This is a genomic window from Pedobacter africanus (assembly GCF_900176535.1).
In the GTDB taxonomy this organism is placed as follows: Bacteria; Bacteroidota; Bacteroidia; order Sphingobacteriales; family Sphingobacteriaceae; genus Pedobacter; species Pedobacter africanus.
Genome location: NZ_FWXT01000001.1, coordinates 35,692 through 57,663, shown reverse-complemented (window position 1 = coordinate 57,663; position 21,972 = coordinate 35,692). Strand labels below are relative to the sequence as shown.

Below are 21,972 nucleotides of genomic sequence, written 5' to 3'. Positions count from 1 at the left end.
TGAGGGTGTTTTACAGACATCCTCATTTTCTGTATTTTAGTAAAACCATTAACCAAGCGCTGATGAAGCAACTGTTTTATTTTACCCTGTTTACAGGGCTGCTGCTTTCCTTTAACACCAAAGCACAATCCGGCTTAAGCCCTAACCAGGGGCATAGCCATAACGATTACCACCAGAACATCCCCTTGCTTACAGCATATTATGCCGGTATGGGGTCCATTGAAGCCGATGTTTTCCTGAAGAACGGCGAACTCTATGTGGCACATGATACCAGCGAGATCAAACCCAATGCCACGCTTAAACAGCTGTACCTGGATCCCCTGGCTGCTCTTTATCAGAAAAACGGGAACAGGCCTTACCTGGATACGGCCATGAAACTGCAGCTGGTGATAGACATCAAGAAAAACCACCAGCAGGTATTGCCCCAGCTGATCAAAGCCTTAAATGTTTACGGTGATGTTTTTAAGTCGGACCATAACCCACATGCCATCCGCATTGTATTGAGCGGCGATATGCCCTCAGCGGAAAATTTTAAAAACTACCCGGGTTATATTGCTTTCGATGGACGACCTTATACTACTTATACCCCCGAACAGCTGAAACGCGTAGCGATGATCAGCGATGACCTTAAGAAATATACGGCCTGGAATGGAAAAGGCACGCCCACAAAAGCTGATGAAGCTAAATTAAGAACTGTGATTGCTCAGGCCAGGCAAAAAAACAAGCCCTTTCGTTTCTGGGCCACACAGGATAGCCCCAATACCTGGATTGTGCTGGAAAAACTCGGGGTATACTGGCTCAATACCGATCAGCCGGAAAAGCTACGCAGTTTTTACCTGAACCGTAAGAAACTCAGTTACAGCAACCCGCTTGCTTACCCGGTTTATACACCTGATTATAAAAGCGATGGACTGAAAAAAACAGCTAAAAATATCATCCTGCTGATTGGGGATGGAATGGGGCTGGCACAGATCCACGCCGCCACCGTTGCCAACCATGGCAGCCTGAACATTGGCCAGATGCGCAATATTGGCTTCTCCCAAACAGCAGCTGCCAATGCAGACAATACCGATTCTGCAGCCGGCGGCTCGGCCATGGCCATGGGCGAAAAAACAAACAACCGCTATATCGGTATGGGTACGGATAATAAAAAACGTACCAATCTGGTAGATACCCTGGCTGGCTATGGCATAAAGAGTGGCATCATCAGCGTGGGCGATATTACCGATGCTACCCCGGCCGTGTTTTACGCGCACCAGACTGACCGCTCCATGAGCCAGGAAATTGCCCGCGACCTGCTCAATAGCAAAACTGAGCTCCTGATCGGTTCCAACCAGAAAAGCTTTCTGCAGAATAAAGATGCACAGCTGATGGATAAACTGAAAGCGCAGGGCTTTACCCTGAGTACAGGCCTGGATGCTTTTTTAACTCAAACTTCCGGCAAACAACTGGTATTGCTTCCAGACGAAGCTACCCGCCCGGTAAAAGATGGCAGGGGAGATGTGTTAAAGCAGGCGCTGCTGCACAGCATCCAATTGCTGCGTAACCCTAAAAAAGGCTTCTTTATCATGGCTGAAGGGGCGCAGATAGATTATGGCGGGCATGCCAACGATCTGCCTTATGTCATTACCGAACTGCATGATTTCGATAAAACAGTAGAGGCCGCCCTGCGCTTTGCCGATCAGGACGGGGAAACCCTGGTTATTGTTACTGCCGATCATGAAACAGGGGGCTTAACGCTGCTGGACGCCAGTACAGAAAGCGGAACCCTAAGTGGCGAATTCAGTACCAACGACCATACCAATATCATGGTGCCGGTATTTGCCTATGGACCTGGTGCCGAAACCTTCAGGGGCACCTATCCCAACAATCAGCTCTTTCATAAAATATTGCAGGTGCTGGAACCTGGCAAACGCAAATAAAAAAAGGCCGCTTAGCGGCCTTTTTTTATTTGTCATCCAGCGTTTTCAGAAAGGCCACAATATCCTGCATTTCTTTTTTACTCAGGTTTAAAGGATCAGGGGCTAAAGTCTGGTTGTCGAGCACTATACCAATACCGGCCCCGCCACCACGGTTGTAAAAGTCGAGCACTTCTTCCAGCGTTTTGTACACCCCATTGTGCATGTAAGGCGCAGTTTTGGAAACGTTGCGCAGGCTGATCGTCTTAAATGCATATTTGTATTGCGGGTAAGGGTTTAGCGTATAGCGTCCTTCATCCCTATCGATAGAAGCATTGATGGTATCCGGACGGGAAGGTACACCCAGTACTTCGGCCTCGCTTTTCTGGAACAATGGTGCCTGGGTACCATTAAACAAAGGTGCAAAATGGCAGCTTCCACATTTGGCCTTCCCCATGAACAGGTTAAAACCTGATTTTTCTTCAGTATTTAACTGTTTTTTATCACCACGCATGTATTTGTCGAGCCGCGACGAAAATGGTGAAAGCGAACGGATGTAGGAAGCCAGGGCATGCTGGATCCGCCATGGGTCTGCCTGGCCTGCCTTATCTTTAAAGGCTGCCGCAAAAGCCGCAGTATAGGTTTTCTCACTGTTCAGGCGTTTGGAAGCTTCGTCCAGCGATCCGTCCATTTCGTTTTTATGGTGCACCACATCCAGGGCCTGGTCTTCCAGTGATCCTGCTTTCAGGTCGTAGAAAAAGCCGCGTTGTAAGCCTGCGTAAGTTAAGGTTGGGGTGTTCCTTAAGAGCATTCCTTTCAAACCAGAGGCAGTGGCAAGTCCGTCGGTAAAGGCTTTGGCCTCATGGTGACAGCTGGCACAGCTTCGGTTGCCTGCATTGGATAGGACACTGCTGTTGAACAGGGTTTTGCCCAGCGCAATTTTTGCGTCCGACTGGTATTCGGTATGGTTTCCGACAAATCTGTTGACATTGAAGGCATCTTTTTGAAATAGGCTTACCGCATCGTCCTGCAGTGCCGAGCCACTTGCTGCGGTACTGATTTTCCGTTTCCTGCGTAGCTGATCAGTTTGATTGCCAATGGGCTGCAGATACGCCGTAATGAAATTCAGCCGGTCGAAACTATTGAAATCTTTGGCCGCTTTGAGTACTGCAATTGCAGCTTTTAAACTTGTGTGCAGGTCGTCGCCGGCCCCGTAAAGACCTAAAACATCCATGATCCCGTTTAAAGCGGCAGCGGCCTCGGGTAAAGATTGCAAGGCTGCAGGAGTGTCAAAGCCGGTAATACCCAGGCTGGTGATGCGAAACAGCTCCAGTCGGATGGCATCAAACAGTTGTGCATCAGTGATTTCGTACTGCTGGTTGTAGCGGTCCATTCGTTTTAGATTCAACTGCATCTTTTTAACTTCGTTAAGCAGTTCGTTCCGGCTCTCAGTGGTAGGGGCCTCATAGATCAGTTCTTCCATTACCTGGAAGCCTGTGGGTTTTTCTACCAGGTTTTCGCCGAGTTCAATTTCGTCAATAGGGGCACCGTTGATCATCACCGAACTGGAAGGGAAGAAATATTCAACATAGTATTCTATTTTTTTATATTGCGCCCTTGCAGCGATAAAAGCAGTTTTTATTTTTTGCTCATCTTTTTGCTGTACCGCGGTAAAAAGCCGCTGGTCTACCTGCGACTGCAAGCCAGCCAGTTCTTTGCTGAAAAGCGCCTTCACCTTTTCTGTGGGCGTTTGTTTTTGGGTACAAAAAATAGAGAGTAAGGTGGTAATGGTCAGGATTAGCAATAACGTTGCAGCTTGTTTAATACTGGTCATGTTCTTTTTATAAAAATATCCCTGCCCGTATTTAAACAGGCAGGGATCAATAGGATACAGGGATAATTATCTTGCTACTCCGCGAACAATTACAACTTGTCCGCCTTCACTATTATCTGTTAAACGGGCCGAGCCCCCATCTGCATTTTTATATTTTGCATCCTGCCAGGTGTGCGGGTGCAGGTTTACGATAAACGTATCGGGAATACCCGTTAAATTTGAAATGTCGTACATGGCACCATATTCCCAGCTGCTCAGCAACTGACTGTTTACAGAGTTGTATTTTGCATTGAAGGCAGCTTCATTTCTGCGGTGGTTCATTTGCAGCATTGGTTTCAGTGATTTGCTGGCAATGCCAAACTGCCAGATCGTACCGTCATGGTCATTGTTTTTATAAAATGAGTCTCCGTCTTCCTTTATGTAAACATAGTTTTCCGTAACGCAGAGGTTATCCGGGTTTACGATACTTTTACCAGGATTATCGCCACCATCAACAGCAACTTCCAATTTTCCTTTTAAAGGGTTGCCTTCGTCAAAAACAAGTTTGTAAACGCGTCCCCACATAGTCCTGCCAGCTACAGGTGTTAGTTTGTCGGCCTGGCTCACACCTGTTGCCGTAAAATAAACCTCACGACCATTGGCAGCGCTACCTTTTCTGTAGTCAATATCTTCCACACGGGACAGTGAAAGTGCCTTTTTGTCTATTGTTTGCTGTTGTAGCTGGGCACCCGTGCTTGTTTTTACATTGTCCAGTTCCACAAACTCTACATCATAGCTTTGTCCCTTAGTCATATTGGTCTCAACCGGGTCGTTATTTGTACGTTTCAATACATATAGCTTCCCGTTTTCCAGGTCGCCAGGCGTATTGGAAACATACATGGCCAGCTGTCCGTCTGTTTCATCTTCACCAATCATGATGACGGTTTTACCTGCAAAAGCACCTTTAGGCAATGGAACAGCATTCTCGGCGCTCCATCTGCCCAAAGCTTTTACTGTACGCTGGTTGTTTTTCTTATCGGCAGGGGCAAGAGGGTCAATCGCGTGGATCATAGACTCAATGCCGCTTTCACCGGCGGTAAGAAACAAAGGTTTAGAAAAACCATGTTCTTCAGGGGTTGCCATTGTTGCAGAGCACAGACGGGTCATACCACCATCTGAATCCACAATGTATTCTCCTTTAACAGGCTTAAAATTCTTATCAAGATATACCCTTGATACCGACTGCAGGATCTCGTGGTTATTGATCATGATAAAGCCTTGTCCGTTGGGGTTTCTGATGATCCCGGCACCATCTGGTTGCGCACCAAAGATAAAGTTTGGCGATTCAGGTAAAACATCGTCAGAACTGATCAGTGTAGTGATTTTAAGGCTTTCAAAACCACTCAACGCTTTAACTAAAGATGGGTTAACTGAATAATCCTTCAGATCTAAAGGATCATCGTTTTTCTTATCTTTCTTACATGCGGTAACCGCTACGGCTGCAGCTACAAAACCTGCTACGGCAAATGCCAGAGTTTTTCTTTTGAATAGATTTTTAGTCATAGTTTGTTTTTTGTTTTCTGTAACAAACTTAAGACAGGAGTATTGCCTCAAATTTAAGGCTATGTTAAGTGTAACGCAGCTGGCTAATTTAGAACAGTTCTAGCCATTCTTGATCAGGATGGTCTCCAGTACATTGGCTGCGTCATCGCATTTATCGCTGGCCGTTTCCATCATCTGCAATACTTCTTTCTGTTTGATCAGCTCAATGGCATCCCGTTCGTGGTCAAACAAGCTGGCCACTTCGGTATTGCAGATGTAATCGGCGCGGCCTTCTCCGGCATTGATCCTTAAGCATACTTCGGCAATCAGGTCTGTATTCCTGAAACTGCGCAGTTCTTTAATGGCGTTGTGCAGGTCGGTACACATTTCGAGCAGCAGCTCGGCCAGACTGATCATGGCCTTGTTGATGGTTTTTACATTGTACAGGTCCAGGTTCATTCCTGCTGCATAAATGTAATCTGCAATATCATCTATTGAGCTGGCCAGGGCATGGATGTCTTCCCGGTCAAAAGGCGTGATGAAAGTTTTTCCGAGACCTAGAAAAATGGCGTGTGTAATATCATCGCCCGCCTGTTCCAGCTTTTCAATTTCCTTAACATGGGCTTTGCGTTGTTCCTGTCCGGGTGTATTTACGGCACTTACCAGGGCCCCTGCTATAGACACCAGGTTACTTCCAGCCTGTTCAAACAAGGGCTGGAACAATTTATCTTTAGGGGTAAAAAAATTGAAAATACTGTTCATGACATTTTTGCTTTTGATCAAAAATATCGTTGCAATGTTAAGGTATTATAAAGCCGGCGTGATCAATGGAAGCGAAAAATAAAAAACAGAACCTTTGCCAGGCTCGCTTTCTATCCAGAATTTGCCCTCGTGTTTTTTTAAGATCTCAGCAGAAATAAACAAACCTAAGCCTAGCCCTTCAAACCGCATTTTGGCATTGTCTACCCGGTAATAGCGTTCAGCAATGTACTGCAGGTCGGCCGCTGCAATGCCAATTCCAAAATCCTGAACAGACACCACGATCTCATTGTTCATGACCACACTGTTTATCACTACCCATTCTTTTGTAGGGGAGTACTTGACCGCATTGTTCAGAAAATTGCTGACCACCTGCTCAAGTCTGATCTTATCCCCATAAAGCCTGGCAGGCTCATTCTTTTTAAAAACCAGCTTATGCGATTTTGTGACCAGCTGCATGTTTTCTATGGTCTGTTTCAGCATCTCATCAAAGCTGAATTCTTCCATGCTGTACTGCATTTTTCCGGAATTGATCCTGGTCACATCCAGCAGGTCGTTGATCAGTTTATTGAGGCGCCAGATGCTCTCGGCCGATTTGTGAATAAAGCTGCGGTGTTTAGCAAGGTCATTGGTCTGGTCCATGAGCTGGTTAAATGCCTGGATACTGGTGAGCTGGGTTTTCAGCTCATGACTGGCAATAGACAAAAACTCGTCTTTCTTCTTTTGTTCCTCTTTCAGTCGTTTTTCTACCCGCACCATGGCGGTCACTTCAAAAGCGAATACCAGGATGCCGTCTATATTGCCTTTGTCATTGTGCCTGGCCTGGTAAATGAAATTAAAGTAACGGTCTTCAATGAGGTCATTTTCTGTAAGCACCTGCAGCACATGGTGCCTGTTGCCTTCAAATGGTTTGCCGGTGCGGTAAACATCTTTTAAAATATCTAAAATGGCCTTGTCTTTGAGCTCCGGAAGGGCCTGTACCAGCGAATATCCGGTTAAGTGCCGCCCCGGGAAAAGCTGCTGGTATGCCGGGTTCACCATTTCAAAAATAAACTGAGGCCCGTCCAGAATACAAATGCCTATGGGAGATTGTGTGAAGAACCTGGCCAGACGCTCGCGCTGGGCCACCCTTACTTTTTTGGCCAGTTCCAGTTCGCGCGTACGCAGGCCTACCTGCTGTTCCAGGTTGGTGTTAAAAACCAGTAGTTTTTGACGGGCCTCATTCAGTTCGGCAGTAATTGTGACCAACTCTTCCATACTGGCTTTAGTCTCTTTATTGGCCCTTTCCAGGGCTTCGTTTCCAGTCAACAGCATTTGTTCCTGCAGTTCTATGTCTTTTCGGGCATATACGAGTTCAGTAACATCATAAGCAAAACTGATGAGGCCGTTGATCTCTCCGTTCTCATCCAATCTGGCCTGGCACAGAAAATTGAAATAGTGGTCAACCAGCGGCTGGCCTTCAATGTTTTGCAGGGGTATGCAGATTTCCTTTGCCTCGTAGGTGATGCCCGTCTGGTAAACTTTACGCAGCTCATCTACTATCGGATGCTCCCTCAGTTCAGGCAGAGCCTCAATTAAAGGTTTGCCGATCAGATCGCGGGAGCCGAAATGTTCGTGATAGCTGGGGTTAGTGTATTCATAAACCAGTCGCGGCCCTGAAAATACAGCTATCCTTGCCGGCAAATCGGCAAATAATTTCTCCAGCCTTTTGTTCAGTTGGGCAACCTGTAAGGTAACTGTCTTTTGTTTTTGCAGATTGATACTCAGCTTTTTTTCGGCCATAACCTGCTGGGTTACTTCATTGGTCGAATGGATGATGTAACGGATGTCGCCGGCATCATTCAGTACAGGGGTGTTCAGCGTATGCCAATAGCGTTCTGTTTTTACGCCCTTATTTTCAGGATCGGGCACATCAAAGCGCGCCACAGGAAGCTGAACAGGCCTTTTGCTTTGCACCACATCCAGCAAAGCACTCCTTAGCCTGAATGAGTTTTCTTTTTTCTCATCTATAGGGAAGGCATCGAAAATATACCTGCCCTGGATAGCCTCAAGGGTTTTACTCATGGCCTGCAGGTACAAATCACTGGCCGTAAGGATAATCAGCTCTCTGGAGAGCACAAGATACATTCCCGGTAAGGTTTCAAATACCTTTAGCATCTCGGGGCTTATTCCCCTCCGCTTATTTAAATCCATAGAAACAAAAAAGTTAAGCAATATAGCAAGTTTTTTCTATGATTCTAAGGCGGGACAGGCATAAAAATGCTAGATTAAATTTCCAATATATCGAAGTATATTATAGAATGCTGGTTAATATTTCTTTATAGTGAAATAAAATGCAAATAATTATATAATTTAATTCTTTAAAAATTAAATTATATTTCTTAATGTGAAATATAGTATTTATGTTTGGCCATCAAACTAAAACACTATGGCTTTAAATCTAGACGAAAAAGACATTCAGATCCTGATGTGGCTCCAGCAGAATTCAAGGATCAGTTTAACGGAACTCTCAGACATTTTACATATACCAGCAGCCGACATTGTTGAGCGGATGAAGAAACTTGAGGTGGATGAATACCTCAAAGGCTATGCGACTGTATTGAGCCGGTCGAAAATTGAAAAGAAGTTATTGTTCATTGCAGGTATACGCTTGTATAGCAATAAGGATGAGCATGTATGGGCTTTTCGGAAGGAAATAGAAGGTATACCCCAGATTGTTAACAGCTACCGTGTAAATGGTTGCTTTGACTTTTTATTCCACATTTTGCTTAGCGATATGTACGATTTTCACCGCAATGTAGCGAGTAAGCTAATGGATATGGAAAATGTGGTGTCTATGCGCAGTTTCTATATACCGAATGAAGCGCGGGAGGTTGAGCGCAATCAGCTCAATGATATTTTTAACAGCAATAAGACCGATAACGGGCTGATAAATTAAAAATGTCTGGCCGTACCTATTGGTTTATCGCTTTCCAATTTTGCGGCAGATGTTTTTAGGGATGTTCCGGTTTCTGGTCCCACCGGACATCCCTTTTTTAAGGCTTAAGAAATTTTCTAAATAGAAATAGAATGGAACCAATTTTAATCAGTTATGTCATTACCGAATTTTTTGCTGAAGTATCTGTAACGGATCAGTTTCGGATAACCGAAATACAACAGCAGCAAGCTATACTCAGCTTTTTCACCGAAGCTAATGAAAACCTAACCTTAATAAATAACCAAGCTAATTACTCATGGGAAAATTAACCAATACAGACCATAAATATAAGTTGCCTAAACAAGATAAAGCGCTATTTAAAGCCACATTTGAGGAATATTACGCGCATATTCTTCATTATTTTTATTCTGGTATACGAAAGTCTTTAAAAGATTTCAGTGTTGTAAAAGACTTAGGTAAAGAGTGGCACATTGCACATATAAAATTTAACAAAAATACAGAGGTAATAGAGCTATATATTATTGTCAAGCTGTTTTTAACCGATTTTCAAACAGAATGGTTCCTGTTAACAGCAGAGCTTCAAAAGCTAAAAAAGGATAACCTCAAACAAAAAATAGAGCAATATAACCGGCGTCTTACCGCTATTCACGGAAGGGAATTTTATGGCGCAACCACGGCACAACAACTCAAATCAGAAAATGAAAAACACAGCATTCATGCTGCCGAGATAAACAACAGGTACAAGACCTTGCATATATATGATCATAAAGAAATGCGGCTGATGACTTTCCGGTTTATTGGAACCAGTACTGAGAAATAAATGGGTGTTGCTCAAAATGAGAAGATTATGCGTATTATTTTTACTGCTGGTTAGCCTCAACGGCCTTGCCCAGGAAGATGAAAAGATTAAGGACATTATAGAAAGCCTTGCCGAAAATATACCGGAGGATGCTGACCTGTCTGAACTAACCGAAAAGCTTGCTCATTTTCGCAAGCATCCTATTAACCTTAACCGCACCAAGCCCGAAGAATTAAAGAACCTGGTGTTTCTGTCGGCAGCACAGATAGCCAGTTTCTTTAATTACCTAAACAGTAATGCCAAATTGCTGGATGTATTGGAGTTGCAGGCCATACCCGGCTTTGATATCACAACCATTAACAGGCTTTTACCTTTTGTATGCCTGAGTTCAGCCGAAGACTATGCGCAGTTAAAAGCAAAAAATCTGCTAACCGGAGGTAGTCATGACCTGATTGTAAGGTATAGCCGGTTAATGCAGCAGCAAAAGGGATTTAAGGCGCTTCCGGGGAGCAGGTATTTAGGTAGCCCCGAAAAGGTATTGCTAAGGTATAAGTACCAGTTTTCAAATATACTGTCGGCCGCGCTGGTAATGGAAAAAGATGCCGGAGAAACATTGTTCAACAAAAAAACAGGTATGGATCACTTGTCTGGCCATCTTGCATTTTTTAAGCTGGGCAGGCTTAAAAAGCTGGTGCTAGGTGATTACAGCCTGCAATTTGGCCAGGGATTGACCCTGTGGTCTGGTTTTGCATTTGGCAAAGGGCCTGATGTAACCAGCGTAGCTGCCAAAGATATGGGCCTTAAGCCTTATACCTCGGCCAACGAAGCCTCCTTTTTCCGGGGCACAGCCAGTACCATTGATCTGGGTAGGAATATCCACATCAGCCCTTTTGTTTCCTACAGAAAATTGGATGCCAGTTTAAAAGCCTTACCTGATGGGAGCTTTACCCTTTCAAACATCAACATCAGCGGCCTGCACCGTACGCAAACAGAACTTAAAAACAAGCGGACCCTGGGCCAACTGGTCTATGGCGGGACATTACAGTATCTAAGTGATAACCTGAATATGGGGATTATTGGCTATCAATCTGCTTACCAACACCAATTTGTAACCGGAACGGCTTTGTATAATAAATATGCCTTTACAGGTCAGCAATTAACCAATACCGGCCTGCATTACAATTACACATTCAGGAATACCTATTTTTATGGTGAACTTGCATATAGCCTCGGCAGTGGCTGGGCTATGGTTAATGGGGCAGTAGCAACTTTATCTCCTAAACTATCTGCGGTATTGTTGTACAGACATTATAGCAAAGATTACCATAATTTTTTCAGCAGTGCTGTGGGCGAGGGTACTGAAGCGAATAACGAACAAGGCTGGTATGCGGGGATAAACTACAGCCCCATCAAAAGCCTAACCTGGTCTGTTTATACCGATTACTTTAAATTTCCATGGTTAAAATATAGGGTAGATGCTGCTTCCTCTGGGTACGAAGGTTTAAGCCAGCTCAGCTATATCCGGGCAAAGATATTCAAGGCGGTCATAAGGTATAAGCGGGAACAGAAACTGCAAAACCCTGATGCAGCGAGTACAGTAAAGGGGCTGCTAAAGGTGATTAAGCAAAGCTGCCGGCTGGAGGGGAACTGGAAACCCGATAGAAAATTCAGCTTTCAGCAAAGGGTGGAAATTGTCCAATATCAGAAGGGAGATAACCCAACAGAAACAGGCTTTCTTGTGTATCAGGATGTAAGCTACGCACCTATGTCTTCCCGCATATCTGGAAATATGCGACTTGCTTATTTCAACACTCCATCCTATAATAGCAGGATTTATGCTTATGAAGACGATGTGCTTTATGGTTCAGGATCGGGCAATTATTCTGGCAAAGGCATCCGTACTTACGTTAATGTGAGGTACCGGCCATTCAAAAAAGTAGGCATATGGGGAAGGTTTGCCATTTACAGCTATGGTGGTGTAGAAACCATAGGTAGTGGTTTAGACGAAATTGAAGGTAGTAAGAAAACAGAAGTTAAGTTACAGCTAAGGTGCCAGTTTTAAAGAACTAACCGATTGGCTGCTAAGGTGGTTTGTAAATGCATTCTTGTTTTTAACGGCTGTTCTTATTATATTTAACTGCTGAACATAGCTAGATTTAGGATCTACGCTCCTCTATTCAAAAGCCCACTCTAAAACGCACCCAATTGCTTTCCAACAGGAAACGCCGCTTGTCCTCTCTCGTAATAACGAGTAGTAAATCACATATAAACAACAAGAAAACAACACAATTGGCTTACCGTTGGAATACCCTTGACTTACCCTTGGAATATGGTTGGTTTACCCCATAGGGTATTGCAAGGGTAAGCCAACCCTATTCCAAGGGTATCTCAACTATGTGATTTACTAGTGATTTATATGGAAATATCTTGTCATTACTAGTTGAGAAAGTACTGGTCAAAAGGGATTTAAATATAACTTCAAGGAAATGCCCGCGGATTTGCGGAGAAGATTTGACCAAATATAAACGAATTTTACAATCCGGGCCTTTAGGAGCCTTTCCAAAATAAAACCGGGCCCCTTATAGACGGTGCTGTAACTTATAGGGTTAGCCGGTTGTGATATAGCTTTCGTATGATTTATTTTCATTTTTAGAAAAACACTGATTATATGAAGTTATTTTTAATATGGAATGGTGGTTATGTGGTGGAGTTTCCTTAAAATTGTATTAAAGAATTGTTAACGTAACTTATATAACGCTGGAACAGAAAAGACTATATGCGCAACAACTGGTTGCAGATGCATTGACCATAATGCGTAGAGAAGGGGTAGATTCTTATCCTGTGTATGATAATGGAGTAATTATTGGTAAAATCAGTTATGATGAACTGATGGCCTTTCTGGAATACAAAGAAGGGATGGGAGCCATGCAGGCCCATAAACAGCACTTTGACCTGAACAGTGCTTTGGCTGCCATCAGGGATATGCGGGTTGATGAATATAAAGTGGCTAAGAAAAAAGACATGACCCACAAGCTGATTGCGGGCTTTAGCTCCGTTGCTGCGGTTGCCGCCATATTGTTAGGCTTAAGCTGGTTCTTCTTAAAACCAGCCCCTGCTTCAGATAATAATAACATAGTGGAGGCGGTTACGGACCGGATTACGTTAACCCTGGGTAATGGTAAGAACATTAGCCTAGATGAAGGAAAAACCGGTGTTGTTTTTGCAAGCAATCAATTGAAATACGATGACGGCAGTAAAGTAGAAGCTGATTATGAAGGTAAGCAACTGGTAACCCTGAATACCCCAAAGGGTGGCCTTTACCAGGTGGTACTTCCCGACGGGACCAGGGCGTGGCTAAATGCTGCCAGTCACCTGAAATTCCCTTCTACCTTTGCAGGTGCCATGAAACGTAGGGTAGAATTAACCGGTGAAGCCTATTTTGAAGTAGCGAAAGACAAAAAACATCCTTTTATAGTGGCCAGCAAAGGTCAGGAAATAGAAGTGTTGGGAACCCATTTTAATGTAACTGCCTACGGTAACGATGGCAATATTAAAACTACTCTACTTGAAGGAAGCGTACGTGTAACACCTTTCCTTAAAGTAGACAAACGGACTGCCGGGACAGACCCTGCAACTATTGACCCGCTTTGGGCGTTAGAAACCCGTGTGGATGAGGGCTATATACAAGCTGGCGAAGCGGTGGTGTTGAAGCCCAATCAACAGGCTGTCCTGACGGGAAAAAACATCGATGTGAAGGCAGTGGAAGCCGAAGATGCCATAGCTTGGAGGCAGGGCGAATACATATTCAGGAATATGCCATTGGAAAGTGTGATGCAGGTAATTGCCCGCTGGTACGATGTAGATGTAATTTACCAGAACAAAACTGTAGGCGATGCCCTGCTGGGAGGTTCGGTGTTGAAATCTGAAAATGTGAGCGATGTACTTAAAACGCTCGAATTAACCGCAAACGTACACTTTAAAATTGAAGGCAGGAGGATTACCGTTACACAATAATGCATTTAAAAGGGGGAACTGTTATTTTCATGCTCTTACTGTTTGGAATGGCAGCGCGTGCGCAAAAGTTAAGCTATTCGGGTAAGAACGTATCGTTAAACAAGCTTTTTAAGGAAATCAGAAAACAAACCGGCTTCAGCATAACCTGGAATGAGAAGGAATTGGATGTTGAGCAGCGCTTTGATGCTGGTTTTCAGAATACTGAGCTGAAAGTGGTATTGGACTTTATTTCGGCCAGGTTTCAATTGAATTATACCATTGTAGGTAAAATGGTGATCGTAAAGAACGATCCGGTTGTTTCGGCCAATGCTCCGCCAAAACCTAAGGTCTCCAATAGGCCAGACAGCAAGCCAGAGGTGCCCGATAAGGAACGTGTATATGACTTGCAGCAGGTTGAAATCGTGAGTACTGGTTATCAGAGACTTCCCAAGGAACGCGCCACGGGAAGTTTTGTGTTGGTAGACAGTGCGCAACTGAACCGCAGGGTAAGCACTGATATTTTAAGCCGGCTGGAAGGAATTACCAGTGGGCTTTTGTTCAATAAAAATACGATGAGCAGCAATACGGGGAGCCTGGATCTATCTATCCGTGGCAGAAGTACCATTTATGCGAATGATCAGCCTTTGATTATTCTGGATAATTTTCCTTTTAATGGTGATTTTAATTCCATTAACCCGAATGACGTGGCCAGCATTAACGTGTTGAAAGATGCAGCAGCGGCCTCTATCTGGGGTGTTAGGGCAGGTAATGGCGTTATTGTGATTACAACCAAGAAAGGAAAGTACGGACAAGCTTTGAATTTAAGTTTCAACAGTAACCTTACAGTTGCTGGTAAACCGGATCTGTTTTACAACCCGAATTACTTATCGTCTAAAGATTTTATAGAGGTAGAGACATTTTTATTTAACAATGGTAAGTACGATGCGGCCCTGGCGGATAAGGTAAATTATCCCGTGGTTTCTCCTGTAGTGAAAATTCTGGACAGACAACGTTCCGGGCAATCGGCCGCTGAAACGCAAAGACAACTGGACGCCTTGAGGGGCAATGACATCAGGAATGAAGAACTGAAATACTTTTACCGGAAGCCGGTTTCGCAACAGTATTTTATAAATGCCAGTAAGGGAACTGATAAGTCCAGTCATTATTTTTCTGCCGGATATGACAAAATTTTGTACACTTTGGCAAATAATGAGAACAATCGCTATACTTTTAATACGCAGCATACAGTAAAGTTGCTGAAGAACCTGGAGTTAAGTGCAGGTTTAAATTATATTAGGAATAAGGGGACTATTGACAGTACGATAGTGGTGACTTCTGGATTGAATTTTACTCCTTATTATCGGTACAAAGATCAAAATGGGAACCCGACTGTCTATGAGCGGGATTACAGCGCGGAGTTCAAAAAAATAGCTGTTTCACAAGGTTTTATGAATTGGAATTATGTTCCTTTGAATGAATTAAGCTATCCGCCGACTAGTGTGAAAGGAAATGATCTTCGTTTTAACACCGGATTGAAGTATGAGATATTACCCGGTCTGAGTGCAGAATTGAAGTATCAATATCAGAAAATTAGTAACAATTCTGAACTGGTTAGTGGTCTAGATGCTTATTTGACCAGAAGCTTGATTAATCAATATTCGACTACGAGTGCCGGAAAGGTAAGTGGATTTAATATTCCCGTAGGTGCTATTCAAAATCAAACCTCAGCTAAAGCTGTGGCCCAGAATTTCAGAGTTCAGTTGAATTATGACAAACAATGGAACAGACATGCGGTTTCTGCTATTGCAGGATACGAGCTTTCTGAATTTGATACGCAGGCTAATAAATATACCCGTTATGGTTATGATTCAACCACTGGGAAATCCGTTGATGTGGATACTGTGACTACTTTTAACTTAAACCCATCTGGAAGGGCTAAGATTAATTCTGGTGCAGATCTTTTCGGCAGGCTTGATCGGATTCGTTCTGTTTTTGGAAATGCAGCCTATACTTATGATTATAAGTATACTGTTTCTGCCAGTGCCAGAATGGATGGTTCTAATTACTTCGGTGTTAAAACCAACCAGAAAAATGTACCTTTGTGGTCGGCAGGTGCTTTATGGCATTTGGACCGGGAGAGCTTTTACAAATTGGACTGGCTGCCAGTATTGAAGTTAAGGGCAACTTATGGTTTTAACGGAAATCTGGATAGAAGTAATACAGGTGTTACTACTTTCAAATATAGCGTGGTCAATGCAATGTATAGCAATTTACCCTATGCCAGCATTATAAATATCGGTAACCCGGAATTGCGTTGGGAAAAGATTGGTATTGCGAATTTTGGAGTTGACTTTGGTTTACGGAATCAAGTACTTACCGGCAGAATAGAATACTTCTTTAAAAACGGTTTAGATATGTTGGGGGATAAATCATTTCCATCAAGAGCTGGGATAAAGGTATTAAGAGGAAATTATTCAAAGATGAAATCCAATGGTTTTGATATTGCTTTAAATTCCAAGAATCTAAGTGGCAAATTGAAATGGCAAACAAATGTATTGTTTTCTACAGTGCATGATGAAGTTACCCTTTATGATGTGATTGAACCCAATACCATTTATTATGTTGGAAGTTATAATGCGACTCCTATAGTAGGAAAGCCTGTTTATGGAATTTACAGTTATCGATGGGCTGGCTTGGACCCTGTGAATGGAGATCCGAGAGGCTATGCTTATAACGAGGTCACTAAAAAAATTGAAATTAGCAAAGATTATGCAACAATAATTGGTAAAACCAAACCCGAAGATTTAGAATATAGTGGTTCTGCGAGACCTACTTTTTTTGGTGCCCTGAACAATACCTTTACTTATCGTAAATTTACCTTTGGGGTTAACATCAGCTATAAAATGGGTTATTATTTCAGAAAATCATCCGTAAATTATTCCGGTATGTACAGTACCAGCTTAAGCAGGTTTATGCATAAGGATTTTGCCAATCGCTGGCAAAATCCGGGAGATGAAAACCGGACAAATGTACCTTCAATGGGGAATTATGGAGCTGATGAGGCCAGGGACAAATTTTACAATGGTTCATCTGCAACAGTACTAGAAGGTGATCACGTCCGTTTGCAGGACATCAGTTTGAGTTACGACTTTGATACCCGTAATTGGGCATCAATTCCAGTGAAGCAGATTCAATTGTATCTTTATGCAAATAATCTGGGGATTCTTTGGAAAGCCAATGATGCAGGTTTGGATCCCGATTTGATTGCAGGACAAGGAGAACGATTGGTAAATCCATTTCCGAAGAGTTTTTCATTTGGTTTGAAAGCTAATTTTTAATCAACAGAATTGAATGATGAAAATAAGTTCAATCAATATTTTTTGTTTCCTGTTACTTTTCCTGATTCTTCAATCGTGTAAGAAAGAATGGCTGGCAGCAAAACCTGATAAATCGTTGGTGGTTCCTGAAACCATAAAAGATTATCAATCTTTATTGGATAATGTTGGGGTATTTAATACTGCACAGGCTTGTGGGCTTGGCGAAGTTGGTGCGGGGGATTTCTATATTGCTGATGCCAATTGGTCTGCAGTAAATGTGAATCAGGAAAAGGGTGCTTACACTTGGGCAAAGACAGAAGAATTTTATAATGGAGAACTAAGTCAGGATTGGGAAAGCGCATATAGAAGAGTATTGAATGCAAATGTGATCTTAAACGGGATAGAGAAAATAAAGCCGCAAATTTCTGAACAGCAAAACTGGAATAATGTAAAAGGAAGTGCGCTGTTTTTTAGGGCTTTTGATTTCTTTAATCTGGCGCAAGGATATTGCGTTAATTATAATTCTGCTTCTGCAAATCAGGATTTAGGGTTACTTTTGAAATTGGAATATAATATAAATGCTAAGCATAAGCGCAGCACACTCCAACAAACTTATGATCAGATAATAAAGGATCTTGAAACAGCAGCTAATTTATTGAATACCAAGTCTGCTGTTAAAACAAGACCTTCAAAGGAAGCCGCTTATGCTTTATTAGCCAGAACTTATCTGGTGATGGGAAATTATGAAAAGGCTGGTCAATATGCAAACTTAACTCTTCTGGTTCAGGACGATTTGCTGGATTATAGCAAATTAAACAGTGCCGCCGCTTTCCCCATAACAAGATTTAATACTGAAGTTATTTTTCATAGTCTTTTTTATTTCGGTATTTTTAATCCCAACCGAATGACTGTAACACCTGGATTATATAGCGAATATGTTGCTGGTGATTGTCGGAAAACCATATTCTTCGGTCCCACAGGATTAAATTTCAAAGGTAGCTATAACGGTGACAGGAGTTTGTTTGGTGGTTTGACTACCGGAGAAATGTACCTGATCCGCGCGGAAGCCAGGGCAAGATTAGGAGAACTTATGGGGGCTTTAAATGATTTGAATACTTTGAGAAGAAACAGATGGATTGGGATTTATGCGGATTTAAATAGTGCAGATGCAGCTACAGTATTAGATTATGTAATTAAAGAACGACGTAGAGAGTTGCCTTTTAGGGGAATTCGTTGGTCTGATTTAAGGAGGTTAAATACTGACAGTAGATTTGCAGTAACTTTAACCAGAACAAATAATGGCAATACTTATACTCTGCCGCCGAATGATAAAAGATATGTTTTGCCGATAGATGAGCAGGAAATTCGATTAAGCGGGATTCAGCAAAATGAGCGTTAAATACAAAAAGAGACTGTCTAAGCCTCTTTTTGTATGGTGTTACATAAGTTTACAAATCTACATGACCGCTATATACCGATCCTGTTTGGAAGGTTACCCCTGTTGTAGGTAGAGGTTCTCCATCTCCAACCGGTGGGATGTGTGTTCCGATATCCCATTGGGCTGAACAGGTATTGCCCCCTGATGCGCACATATCTCCAGAGTAATAAACATAACCTCTTGGGTCATTTGCATTTGGATAGGTTGTATCTACTTTATAATAAATCAATACACTTCTTTTTTTTACTGTTGTGAATGCGCTGAAGCCAAATGCCAGGCCAGCTACCAGAATACCGAATGCGAGTCTCTTAATCTTGTTCATAATAGTGCTTTTTTTTGTTTTTTAATCCTTACTGTATTTTCTTGTCAGGCTACAGCTTTACCTGTTTTTTATGTGTAGTTCTTTATTTTTTGTTGGCGGTGATTCCTGCAATGGCCAGGGCTACGAAGCCCAGGTTAAACCAGATGTGTTGTTGCCAGGTCATGCGGCTGATGACACCTCCGCAGTGACACGGTAGTTCTACTCCTGAGAAGACCATGTACATCAAATAGCCTGTAAATAAGGTCATCAATGCAAAGGATGCGTACAAGCCAATTCTCTTAGCAGAAGGCACAATCAGCAATAAACTGATCTGTACTTCAACCGTTGGAATAGCCCAGGCTACAAACAGGCTGTAACTACCGATGAGTGGCGATTTGGCCAATGTGCTGGCAAATGATTTAATGGTAAGGAATTTACTTGCTGCTGTGTACATGAAAAGTGCAACAAACAGGTAGATCGCAATATCGGTAATGATCTCCCGGTGCTTAGCAGACAAATGGAGGCGTGGCTGGTTGTTTAATGAGATTTGCATATGGATCTTGAATTATTTTCTGATCCAAAGTTGCGGCTCATTTTTTACTTAAAAAATGAGTAGGCCTGCCAAAATATTTACGTAGTAAGTGGCAGAATATTCCCCTTGATTTTTTTTAACCAATTTATTTCCAAATGTTTGAAAACTAAAAATGCGCTTTTTTGGTATGCTTTCGGATGTAAAATTCCGGTTTTTTTATGGTAAAAAAAATGGAATAACCTGCCAATCTATGTATAAAATAGTTTGCAGGTTATTCTACCTTACAATTTACATGCCGATCTTCTGTGCGGACGTAATATGTATTTTGGGGCTACTCCATAGTGCTTTCTAAATGCTTTGCTGAAATAATGTCCCTCTTTGTAGCCACTTCGTTTGGCTATTTCATAGATCGGATAATTTGTAGTGATGAGCTGTTCTAAACTGGAGCACATCCTGAAGTTAATCACTTTCTCCCGTAAAGGGGTGCCAAAGGCTATTTTAGCCAGGCGGGCCATGCTTCTTTCGGATACCATAAAGCGCTGGGCAAGTTTAGGCAGATCGTCTACCAGTTCTGTAGCAAAATTTTCTTCAATAAAGGCTGCTATTGCCTGGGCTTTGTGCTGGTGGTAGCTGGTTGTGGCATTCCTTGAGCTCAGCTTATGGTAGTATTTATTAAAGCATTTGTTGACAAACACATGCACATCGGCATCTATATTGAACTCATTTGTTTTTGAATCCAGGCTTTTGAGCGACTTAAAAATGTTTTTGGCTATACCAAAGGGGGGAAGGTTGACGGCTGCATATCCGGTATCGCCGGAAATTTCGTTAAAGGGTTTGAACTCTGCCAGCTTGTGACATTTTTTATTTAGCCATTCTGTCTGGAATGAAATGAGCAAGATCTGGTCATTTCCGGCGGGTAGGATTCTGCGGTATTTTCCGGCGGGCTTATAACTCATGCAGCAGGTATTTTTACCCAATACGATTTGCATAAAAAACGAGGGTCGTTCTATAACGAAGTCTATCTTGCTGTCCCTGATTAAATTGTATTCAAACAATTCAATGTGCGCAATGTAATGATTGATAGACTGGATAAGAAGATATCCATCATCAGTAACGATTCGTTGGGCTTCTGCTATTTTAAGTGGCAGACTGCTGATTAACAGGAGAGCATCAAGGGTCAGGGGCTCAGTTGGAGCCAATTGAAGTTTGATGTGTGATTGCATAGTTTACCTTATTATGAACATTAAGGTAGATGATGCCACAAAAGAAATATTTTCACATTAAAACCGGTTATCCCTAACGAAAAATTGGATTTTAATATTGCTGGGCATAATGTTAAAATAGCTAAAAAAGCTGAAATGTTTTAAGTAAACCTTATCAATCAGGTTTCATGGAGCAATAACTGCCTTTTCAACTGGCTGATCTCATCCTGCAGGCTACTTACTTTGTTCAGCAAATGCCGGATGGCGTCAATCCCTTCTATATTGATGTGCAGGTCATAATGAAAATGTATGTACCTGTCAATTTCGGCAAACTGGGTGGTATGTATAAATTTTTCCAGGCCTACGTTAGTAAATACAATAATGCCGGATTCTTCCAGGGAATTGATGAATAAAGGATCAATCTCGTATTTTACACAATATTCTGTTATAGTGATGAGTTCGTTGTTCATGATTCCAGTTTTTGTAATTCTTTAAACAGTTCCTGTTGTTTTTCGTTGAGTGCGGCAGGGATTTTTACCGTAAAGGTTACAAAGAGGTTCCCGAAATGCCCTTCTTTTTTGTAAACCGGGAAGCCTTTGCCCTTTAGCCTCACTTTTGCTCCGTTTTGGGTGCCTGGTGCAACTTTTAATTTCACCATCCCATCCATTGTATTTACTGTAACGTCGCCGCCCAGCACTGCAGTATACAAATCGATCTCTTTGTTGAGGTATACATCATCATTTAACCTCTTAAAAACAGGGTGGGCTGCGATGTTGAAAGTGATATACAGATCGCCGTTTGGTCCGCCATTCCTGCCCGGTCCACCTTGTCCGCCCAGTTTGATCACCTGTCCGTCGGCAATCCCTGCAGGAATAGTAATGCGCAGGTTCTTTCCATTTACGGTCAGCGTTTGTTTATGGGTTTTATAGGCATCCATCAGTTCAAGCTGCAGCTCTGCCTGGTAGTCCTGCCCTTTGTATTTAACCTGACTGCCGCCTCGCCGTCCAGCACCTTTTCCAAACATATTTTCAAAGAATTCCGAGAAATCGCCGCTTCCGAAATCCTCGGCAGTATAACTGCCTGAAGTGCCGCCACCGAAAGGATTTCCGGAACCCTGGTATTGCTGCTGCTGTGACTGTGCCCGTTTGGCCTGCTCAAACTGCTCTGCATTTTTCCAATGCTCGCCATATTCGTCGTACTTCTTCCTTTTTTCCGGATCGCTCAGCGCTTCATTGGCTTCATTGATTTGCTGGAAGCGTTTGTTGGCTTCTTTGTCGTTAGGGTTCAGATCGGGGTGGTACTTTCTGGCCAGCTTGCGGTAAGCTTTTTTGATATCATCCTGGGAGGCTGTTTTGTCAATTTCCAGTGTCTGGTAGTAATCTATAAATGCCATATATTGTCTTTAGCTATTACAAGTTAACAACAAATGAAAACATAAAA

Annotated in this window: 17 protein-coding genes; 8 read left to right on the top strand and 9 right to left on the bottom strand. The window is 42.6% G+C overall.

Features of this window, described 5'->3' with window-relative positions:
- The first annotated feature begins 62 nt into the window (after nucleotides 1–62).
- On the top strand, nucleotides 63–1,922 hold the full coding sequence (locus tag B9A91_RS00230) for an alkaline phosphatase (RefSeq protein WP_235012313.1): 1,860 nt from the start codon (nucleotides 63–65) through the stop codon (nucleotides 1,920–1,922).
- 25 nt (nucleotides 1,923–1,947) lie between these two features.
- On the opposite strand, the gene B9A91_RS00225 is transcribed toward B9A91_RS00230, so the two are convergent.
- From B9A91_RS00225 to B9A91_RS00210, 4 genes are all read right to left on the bottom strand, one after another.
- On the bottom strand, nucleotides 1,948–3,732 hold the full coding sequence (locus B9A91_RS00225) for a cytochrome c peroxidase (RefSeq protein WP_084236281.1): 1,785 nt from the start codon (nucleotides 3,730–3,732) through the stop codon (nucleotides 1,948–1,950).
- Between the two features lie 66 nt (nucleotides 3,733–3,798).
- Nucleotides 3,799–5,274 (bottom strand): alkaline phosphatase PhoX, encoded by a 1,476-nt coding sequence (locus B9A91_RS00220; RefSeq protein ID WP_084236279.1) that lies wholly within the window; start codon nucleotides 5,272–5,274, stop codon nucleotides 3,799–3,801.
- A 99-nt stretch (nucleotides 5,275–5,373) separates the two neighbouring features.
- Nucleotides 5,374–6,015, bottom strand: a complete 642-nt coding sequence (locus B9A91_RS00215) for a DUF47 domain-containing protein (protein WP_084239513.1) — start codon at nucleotides 6,013–6,015, stop codon at nucleotides 5,374–5,376.
- A 45-nt stretch (nucleotides 6,016–6,060) separates the two neighbouring features.
- Entirely contained in the window at nucleotides 6,061–8,205 is a 2,145-nt protein-coding gene (locus tag B9A91_RS00210) for a PAS domain-containing sensor histidine kinase (RefSeq protein WP_084236277.1), read from the bottom strand.
- A gap of 235 nt (nucleotides 8,206–8,440) precedes the next feature.
- Between B9A91_RS00210 and B9A91_RS00205 the strand changes: the two genes are divergently transcribed.
- The 7 genes from B9A91_RS00205 (at nucleotide 8,441) to B9A91_RS00180 (ending at nucleotide 18,458) form a co-directional block, all read left to right on the top strand.
- Entirely contained in the window at nucleotides 8,441–8,950 is a 510-nt protein-coding gene (locus B9A91_RS00205; protein WP_084236275.1) for an Lrp/AsnC family transcriptional regulator, read from the top strand.
- Nucleotides 8,951–9,081: 131 nt separating this feature from the next.
- Nucleotides 9,082–9,258: a hypothetical protein gene (locus B9A91_RS24045; RefSeq protein ID WP_159451594.1), complete on the top strand. Its 177-nt coding sequence runs from the start codon at nucleotides 9,082–9,084 to the stop codon at nucleotides 9,256–9,258.
- A complete protein-coding gene (locus tag B9A91_RS00200) occupies nucleotides 9,246–9,770 on the top strand; it encodes a hypothetical protein (protein WP_084236273.1) in 525 nt (174 codons plus the stop codon). Before B9A91_RS24045 ends, B9A91_RS00200 begins: the two co-directional genes overlap by 13 nt.
- Nucleotides 9,771–9,786: 16 nt before the next feature.
- On the top strand, nucleotides 9,787–11,811 hold the full coding sequence (locus tag B9A91_RS00195) for a helix-hairpin-helix domain-containing protein (protein WP_084236271.1): 2,025 nt from the start codon (nucleotides 9,787–9,789) through the stop codon (nucleotides 11,809–11,811).
- A gap of 671 nt (nucleotides 11,812–12,482) precedes the next feature.
- Complete coding sequence (locus B9A91_RS00190; protein ID WP_394334670.1) at nucleotides 12,483–13,763, top strand: FecR domain-containing protein; 1,281 nt, start codon at nucleotides 12,483–12,485, stop codon at nucleotides 13,761–13,763.
- 29 nt (nucleotides 13,764–13,792) lie between these two features.
- Nucleotides 13,793–17,080, top strand: a complete 3,288-nt coding sequence (locus tag B9A91_RS00185; protein ID WP_159451593.1) for a SusC/RagA family TonB-linked outer membrane protein — start codon at nucleotides 13,793–13,795, stop codon at nucleotides 17,078–17,080.
- A gap of 13 nt (nucleotides 17,081–17,093) precedes the next feature.
- Nucleotides 17,094–18,458 (top strand): RagB/SusD family nutrient uptake outer membrane protein, encoded by a 1,365-nt coding sequence (locus B9A91_RS00180; protein WP_084236266.1) that lies wholly within the window; start codon nucleotides 17,094–17,096, stop codon nucleotides 18,456–18,458.
- A 49-nt stretch (nucleotides 18,459–18,507) separates the two neighbouring features.
- Here B9A91_RS00180 and B9A91_RS00175 read toward each other — a convergent pair whose 3' ends face one another.
- From B9A91_RS00175 to B9A91_RS00155, 5 genes are all read right to left on the bottom strand, one after another.
- The gene (locus B9A91_RS00175) at nucleotides 18,508–18,819 is read right to left on the bottom strand and encodes a hypothetical protein (RefSeq protein WP_084236264.1); all 312 of its coding nucleotides are present in this window, start codon (nucleotides 18,817–18,819) and stop codon (nucleotides 18,508–18,510) included.
- Between the two features lie 82 nt (nucleotides 18,820–18,901).
- Nucleotides 18,902–19,351 (bottom strand): MauE/DoxX family redox-associated membrane protein, encoded by a 450-nt coding sequence (locus tag B9A91_RS00170; RefSeq protein WP_084236262.1) that lies wholly within the window; start codon nucleotides 19,349–19,351, stop codon nucleotides 18,902–18,904.
- Nucleotides 19,352–19,611: 260 nt separating this feature from the next.
- The gene (locus tag B9A91_RS00165) at nucleotides 19,612–20,553 is read right to left on the bottom strand and encodes a helix-turn-helix transcriptional regulator (RefSeq protein WP_235012311.1); all 942 of its coding nucleotides are present in this window, start codon (nucleotides 20,551–20,553) and stop codon (nucleotides 19,612–19,614) included.
- Nucleotides 20,554–20,711: 158 nt separating this feature from the next.
- A complete protein-coding gene (locus B9A91_RS00160) occupies nucleotides 20,712–21,002 on the bottom strand; it encodes a chaperone modulator CbpM (protein WP_084236260.1) in 291 nt (96 codons plus the stop codon).
- Entirely contained in the window at nucleotides 20,999–21,925 is a 927-nt protein-coding gene (locus tag B9A91_RS00155) for a DnaJ C-terminal domain-containing protein (protein ID WP_084236259.1), read from the bottom strand. The genes B9A91_RS00160 and B9A91_RS00155 overlap by 4 nt, the downstream gene beginning before the upstream one ends.
- Between the last annotated feature and the right edge of the window lie 47 nt (nucleotides 21,926–21,972).